The sequence below is a fragment of the Mesorhizobium sp. P3_A9 genome (genome assembly GCF_056402975.1).
This window is the reverse complement of sequence record NZ_JBFUGJ010000343.1, coordinates 1-6063: the sequence shown is the minus strand read 5'-3', so window position 1 is coordinate 6063 and position 6063 is coordinate 1. Positions and strand designations below refer to the sequence as shown.

Genomic DNA, 6063 nt, shown 5'->3' with positions numbered 1-6063 from the left:
AAGCAGGTGAGTGCCGCCGAAATCATCGCGTTCGCCAGCGAATTCGACGCCCAGCCGATGCATCTCGACGAGGAGGCCGGCAAGGCCAGCATCCTGGGCGGTCTCTCGGCTTCGGGCTGGCACACCTGCGCCATGTTCATGCGCATGCTGTGCGATGCCTTCCTGCTGGACTCCACCTGCCAGGGCGCGCCCGGCGTCGATCAGGTCAAGTGGAAGAAACCGGTTCTGGCCGGCGATACGCTCAGAGGCAATCTGGTTGTGCTGGCCAAGCGCCTGTCGCGCTCGAAGCCGCAACTCGGCTTCGTCACCATGCGCAGCGAGCTGGTCAACCAGCGTGGCGAAAGCGTCTTCGAGCTTGAGAATTCCGTCATGTTCCTGACGCGTGATGCCGCGGGGAATGCCGCATGACCCTGGATGAATTCTTCCGCATCGGCACCACGGTGACGCTCGGCTCGCACAGATTCGAGCCCGAGGCGATCAAGGCGTTCGCCCGCAAATACGACCCGCAGATCTTCCATATCGACGAGGAGGCCGCCAGGAAGAGCGTGCTCGGCGGGCTTTGCGCCTCCGGCTGGCACACCGCGGCCACCTGGATGAAACTCAACCTCGAAGCCCGCATGGATGCAGAGGGGGCCAACTGGAACGGCCCTGGCCCGATGCCAGAATTTGGCCCCTCGCCCGGGTTCAAGAACCTCAAATGGCTGAAGCCCGTCCATGCCGGTGAAACCGTCACCTTCACGCGCACGGCGGTTTCCCACCGCCCGATCTCATCGCGCCCCGGCTGGCGGCTGCTGGCGCTTCGCTGCGAGGCCTCTGATTCAACGGGCGACAAGGTGCTTGAGTTTGAAAGCGCCGTGCTGGTGAAGGTGGAGTAGCAGCGCCTCTTCCTTCTCCCCTTGTGGAGAAGGTGACCTCGCGAAGCGAGGTCGGATGAGGGGTGCTCCAGCTTGGCGTCGACGGCACTCCGTCACCCACCCCTCAACCGTCTCGGCGCTGCGCGCCGATCCACCTTCTCCCACAAGGGGAGAAGGAAAAAACTGCTCAATGCCCTTCAAACCCAATCAGCGTCCTGACCGGCACACCCAGCGCCTCSAGCTTGGCGCGCCCRCCGAGATCCGGCAGATCAATGACGAAACAGGCCGCCAGAATATCGGCACCGATCTGGCGCAGCAGCTTCACCGCCGCTTCCGCCGTGCCGCCGGTGGCGATCAGATCGTCGACCAGGATCACCTTCTCGCCAGGGGCCACGCCGTCCTTGTGCATCTCCATYTCGTCCAGCCCGTACTCCAGGCTGTAGGCGACGCGCACCGTCTCRTAGGGCAGCTTGCCCTTCTTGCGGATCGGCACGAARCCRGCCGAAAGCTGGTGGGCGACRGCGCCGCCSAGGATGAAGCCGCGTGCCTCGATGCCGGCGATCTTGTCGATCTTCTGCCCGGCATAGGGATGCACCAGCTCGTCGATGGCGCGGCGGAAGGCGCGCGCATTGCCGAGCAGCGTGGTGATGTCGCGAAACAGGATGCCGGGCTTGGGATAGTCCGGAATGGTGCGGATCGCGGCCAGCAGCGTGTCTTCGAGCGAAGGTTTCATTGAGGCGGCTCCGGGTGATCCAGCTGGCAAATGCAAACGGCGCAGGGACCAAACCCGACGCGACCGACAACGGCTAGCGCGATGTGACGCCCGAGACAAGCGCATCCGGCAAGGGATTGGCCTCGTTCGCTGGGTCCCATGCCTGCGCGGCGATCTTCCACTGCCCTTCACTCTTCACCAGCAACGGCATTTCCATGGGCCAGCTGGTCTCGGCACTGTTCTCGATCATCTCCGACACTTTTCCGATCGAATTGCAGCCCATAACTTCATAACCCGTCGATCTCGATCCGCATCTCTTTGAGCGCCGCGCTATGCCAAAGGACTTATTGCCGAACTCTCGCATAGAGGTAAAAAGGGGCGCCTGAAGCGCCCCTTCCGGTCGAACCATGGTCGCTACATGACCCATCTTCTGCGAAAAATACTGACCGTCATCATGGCAACCGCGCTCCTGAGCTGGGTGCCGGCTGTCGTCTCCGCTGCCGAGCTGGCCAGTTGGACGGTGGTGCTACGCCCGACAGATTTCGTAGTCGGCGACGCGCTTGGACAATTGCATACGCGCCGACAATGGATCACTGGATTCGACGAACGGACCGGCGCGTTCGAGATCGCTCTGCGCAGGAAGGCAGTCGCGATTTCGGCGCCGCGCTGTCGGATGGACTATCTGATTTTGACGATCCCGGTTTATTACCCTGAAAATCCGAAGCAGGCATCCGTCCGCGAGCGTCGCGAAGTCTATGATGCTCTCGTCGCACTGCAGGCGAAGGGCAAAGGCAGCGCAACTGTTGCCGTTGAAGCGCCCGAGCCTCTCTCTCGCAAGGGAAAACGAGGTATCGAGCTTGTTGCCTGCAACCTGTACTTCGCCTTTCCGATATCGGTGCAAGTGTCGACGCAATAAGCTGTTGCCGGCTTCAGTCCCTTGGGTCCTGACGTCCCTGCTGGCGCGCAGAGAAGCACCCAAGCGCGTCGCGTGAATCCGCTTCGACGCGACGCGCTCTAGGACTTACATGCCGAGATCGGAACGAAGCTCGGCCCTGGCCACTTCATATTCGGCCTTGAAGTCGTCCCGGTTGAGCAGGATCGCGGCAATGACGCTGCCGGAAATCTTGCCCATCTCGACGTCGGACGCATAGTGGATACCGTCAACCTCACGGTTGTGGGCATATTCGGCCGCGCGCGCCATGATCTCGGCGCGCTTCTCCGGCACCATGTCGGCCAGGATAATGCCCATCATGGTGCCAACGGTGGCATGGCCGGACGGCCAGGAACCGGAGCTCGACAGCTTGACCGCCGGCTTGACGAGATCGCTGAGCTGGTGCGGACGCGGACGCTTCCAGACATCCTTGGCCGGATCGACGACAGCACCTTCGGTCTCGACGCGATCGAAAAAGGCGCTGAACTTCGGCAGCTTCTCCTTGTTGAAATTCGGGCCCATGRCATTGGCGAAGCGCCAGACATTCTCCTCGGAATCGGCAACGGCGCTGGCCACCATCTCGGGCGTGCGCGTCACTTGCAGCGCCAGCACCTCGCCGAGCTCGGCCTTGGTCTGCGCCGAATCGTTTGCCGGCGGCGGCGGCAGGATCATCGTCAGATCCACGTCCTTGTTGGTGACGAAGGGCTTGGCGTCCTCGGCCTGGGCGGCGGAGCCGATGACCAGCAGCAGCAGACCAGCCGCCAGCGATGCATATTTCTTCATAGGAGCGATCCTTTGGTAGGAATGACGCAGGATCGCTATGGGCGATGACGGCCATGTGACATCACCGCCCCTTGGTATCAAAAAGGGCGCCTCTCGGCGCCCTTGCATGATCGTATTGGCTTCAGAACGGCTTGAGGCCTCTAGAGATTCAGGTCAGGCCGAGTCGAAAACGATGGTTTCCGAGAACCGGAGCGGAGCGTACTTAAAGTACGTGAGCACCGGAAGCGCAGGAAACCATTGTTTGCAGACCGGCCTCACCAGAATATCGGCAGGCCTTAGTGCGCCACGCCTTCCCACACCTTCCGCTTGACGAGGTAGACCAGCGCACCGAACACCAGCAGGAAAAACAGCACGTTGATGCCGGTATGCTTGCGGGCTTCCATGTGCGGCTCGGCCGCCCACATCAGGAAGGCGGATATGTCGCGGGAATACTGGTCGACCGTCTGTGGTGCGCCGTCATCATAGGTCACCTGGCCGTCGGAGAGCGGCTTGGGCATTTTTAACGACACGCCAGACATGAAGTATGGGTTGTAGTGCGTGCCCTCGGGGATGACCATTCCGGCCGGCGGCGTCTGGTCGTAGCCGGTCAGCAGCGAATGGATGTAGTCGGGGCCGCCAGCGTCATATTGGGTGAAGATGTCGAAGACGAACTGCGGAAAGCCGCGCTCGACGCCGCGCGCCTTGGCCAGCAGCGACATGTCGGGCGGAGCGGCGCCGCCATTGGCGGCCGCGGCCGCTTCCGTGTTCGGGAATGGTGCCGGGAAATAGTCCGACGGCTTGCCGGGACGATCGAACATGTCGCCGGCATCGTTGGGGCCGTCATGGATCGTGTAGGTCGCCGCCAGCGACTTGATCTGGGCATCCGAATAGCCGAGGCCCGTTGGGCCCTCGAGTGTCCGGAACGCCACCAGGTTCATCGAATGGCAGGCCGAGCAGACTTCCTTGTAGACCTTCAGGCCGCGCTGCAGCTGGCCCTTGTCATAGGTCCCGATCGGACCTGTGAAGCTCCAGCTCATTTCCTTCGGCTCATTGATCGGGAAATGCGTCGGCGCTGCCGCATTGTGCGCCTCTTCGGCGGCGAAGGCCGCAGTGCCGGCGGCCACAAGGCCGATCAGCGCCAGCGAGGTGAGAATCTTTTTCATGCCAAATCCCCTTAGATTCTCTACCGCTCAGCCCTTGGTCTCTGGCGCGGCTGTGGCGCCCGCCGGATGCCCGCTGCCACCCTTGTTCTTTTCAAGCACCGCCTCGGTGATCGAGTTCGGCAGCCTGCGCGGCGTCTCGATCAGGCCAAGCACCGGCAGCGCGATCAGGAAGAAGGCGAAGTAGAACAGCGTCGCCGCTTGAGCGTACCCGACGTAGTTGCCCACCAACTCACCGGTCAGGAGGGTCAACAGACCGCCGCCTTCCGCCGGCTGCGAGCCAAGCCAGCCAAGCAGGATGGCGTCGGCCACGAACAGCCAGAAGAACAGCTTGTACCAGGGCCGGTATACCGCCGAGCGCACCTTGGAGGTGTCGAGCCACGGCACCAGGAACAGCATGACGATGGCGCCGAACATGCACAGCACGCCGCCGAGCTTGGAGTTGATCGGCCCGATGTTGAAGGTGATGGCGCGCAGGATCGCGTAGAACGGCAGGAAGTACCATTCCGGCACGATATGGGCCGGCGTCTTCAGCGGATTGGCGACGATGTAATTGTCGGGATGGCCGAGAWAGTTCGGCAGGWARAAGAYGAARTAGGCRAAGAYGAAMAGGAACACGATCATGCCGAACGCGTCCTTGATGGTCGCGTAAGGGGTGAAGGCKACSGTGTCGGTCTTCGACTTGAYCTCGATGCCGGTCGGGTTSSWCTGSCCSRYCACRTGCAGCGCCCAGACGTGCAGCACGACGACGCCGGCAATCATGAACGGCAGCAGATAGTGCAGYGMAAAGAAGCGGTTCAGCGTCGGGTCGTCGACGGCGAAGCCGCCGAGCAGCAACTGCTGGATCCACTCGCCGACCAGCGGAATGGCGCTGAAGAAGCCGGTGATGACGGTGGCGCCCCAGAAGCTCATCTGTCCCCATGGCAGCACATAGCCCATGAAGCCGGTCGCCATCATCAGGAGGTAGATGATGCAGCCGAGGATCCAGAGCAGCTCGCGTGGCGCCTTGTAGGAGCCGTAATAGAGACCACGGAAGATGTGCATATAGACGGCGATGAAGAAGAACGAAGCGCCGTTGGCATGCATGTAGCGCAGCAGCCAGCCGGAATTCACGTCGCGCATGATCTTTTCGACGGAGCCGAAGGCGAGATTGGTGTCGGCCGTGTAGTGCATGGCCAGCACGATGCCGGTCAGGATCTGCGCCACCAGCATGATCGACAGGATGCCGCCGAAGGTCCACATGTAGTTGAGGTTGCGCGGCACCGGATAGGCGACGAAGCTGTCATAGACCAGTCGCGGCAGCGGCATGCGGGCGTCGAACCAGCGTTCGATACCGGTTTTGGGCGTGTAGGTCGAGTGTCCCTCGCTCATCGAAATATCCCCCTGCCTCAACCGATAAGGATCTTGGTATCGGAAATGAACTTGAATACCGGCACAGCCATGTTCTCAGGCGCCGGGCCTTTGCGGATGCGGCCGGCGGTGTCGTATTGCGAACCATGGCACGGGCAGAACCAGCCACCGAACTCGCCTTCCTGGCCGAGCGGAATACAGCCCAGATGCGTGCAGACCTGAACCATCACCATCCAGGCTTCCTTGCCSGGCGTGGTRCGGTTGGCGTCGGTCGCCGGYGCATCGGMCGGCAGA

9 protein-coding genes are annotated in these 6063 nt (G+C 62.1%); 3 read left to right on the top strand and 6 right to left on the bottom strand.

The features are described 5' to 3' along the window. A partial coding sequence (locus tag AC1DX0_RS29245) for a MaoC family dehydratase (RefSeq protein WP_477357893.1) occupies positions 1 to 408 on the top strand: 408 nt, incomplete at its 5' end. Beyond that, a complete protein-coding gene (locus tag AC1DX0_RS29240) occupies positions 405 to 875 on the top strand; it encodes a MaoC family dehydratase (RefSeq protein ID WP_477224107.1) in 471 nt (156 codons plus the stop codon). The genes AC1DX0_RS29245 and AC1DX0_RS29240, both read left to right, overlap by 4 nt. Positions 876 to 1041: 166 nt before the next feature. Here AC1DX0_RS29240 and AC1DX0_RS29235 read toward each other — a convergent pair whose 3' ends face one another. Next, positions 1042 to 1587, bottom strand: coding sequence for an adenine phosphoribosyltransferase (locus tag AC1DX0_RS29235; RefSeq protein ID WP_477224108.1), 546 nt, complete (start codon positions 1585 to 1587; stop codon positions 1042 to 1044). Between the two features lie 73 nt (positions 1588 to 1660). Then, positions 1661 to 1816: a hypothetical protein gene (locus AC1DX0_RS29230; protein ID WP_477224109.1), complete on the bottom strand. Its 156-nt coding sequence runs from the start codon at positions 1814 to 1816 to the stop codon at positions 1661 to 1663. Positions 1817 to 1984: 168 nt separating this feature from the next. On the opposite strand from AC1DX0_RS29230, the gene AC1DX0_RS29225 reads away from it, so the two are divergent. Beyond that, on the top strand, positions 1985 to 2482 hold the full coding sequence (locus tag AC1DX0_RS29225; RefSeq protein WP_477224110.1) for a hypothetical protein: 498 nt from the start codon (positions 1985 to 1987) through the stop codon (positions 2480 to 2482). Positions 2483 to 2587: 105 nt separating this feature from the next. On the opposite strand, the gene AC1DX0_RS29220 is transcribed toward AC1DX0_RS29225, so the two are convergent. The 4 genes from AC1DX0_RS29220 to petA form a co-directional block, all read right to left on the bottom strand. Further along, the gene (locus tag AC1DX0_RS29220; RefSeq protein ID WP_477357891.1) at positions 2588 to 3280 is read right to left on the bottom strand and encodes an acid phosphatase; all 693 of its coding nucleotides are present in this window, start codon (positions 3278 to 3280) and stop codon (positions 2588 to 2590) included. A gap of 275 nt (positions 3281 to 3555) precedes the next feature. After that, positions 3556 to 4422 (bottom strand): cytochrome c1, encoded by an 867-nt coding sequence (locus tag AC1DX0_RS29215; protein ID WP_477224112.1) that lies wholly within the window; start codon positions 4420 to 4422, stop codon positions 3556 to 3558. A gap of 27 nt (positions 4423 to 4449) precedes the next feature. Continuing rightward, positions 4450 to 5790: a cytochrome b gene (locus tag AC1DX0_RS29210; protein ID WP_477357888.1), complete on the bottom strand. Its 1341-nt coding sequence runs from the start codon at positions 5788 to 5790 to the stop codon at positions 4450 to 4452. Between the two features lie 17 nt (positions 5791 to 5807). Then, a partial coding sequence (gene petA, locus AC1DX0_RS29205) for a ubiquinol-cytochrome c reductase iron-sulfur subunit (RefSeq protein WP_477357885.1) occupies positions 5808 to 6063 on the bottom strand: 256 nt, incomplete at its 5' end.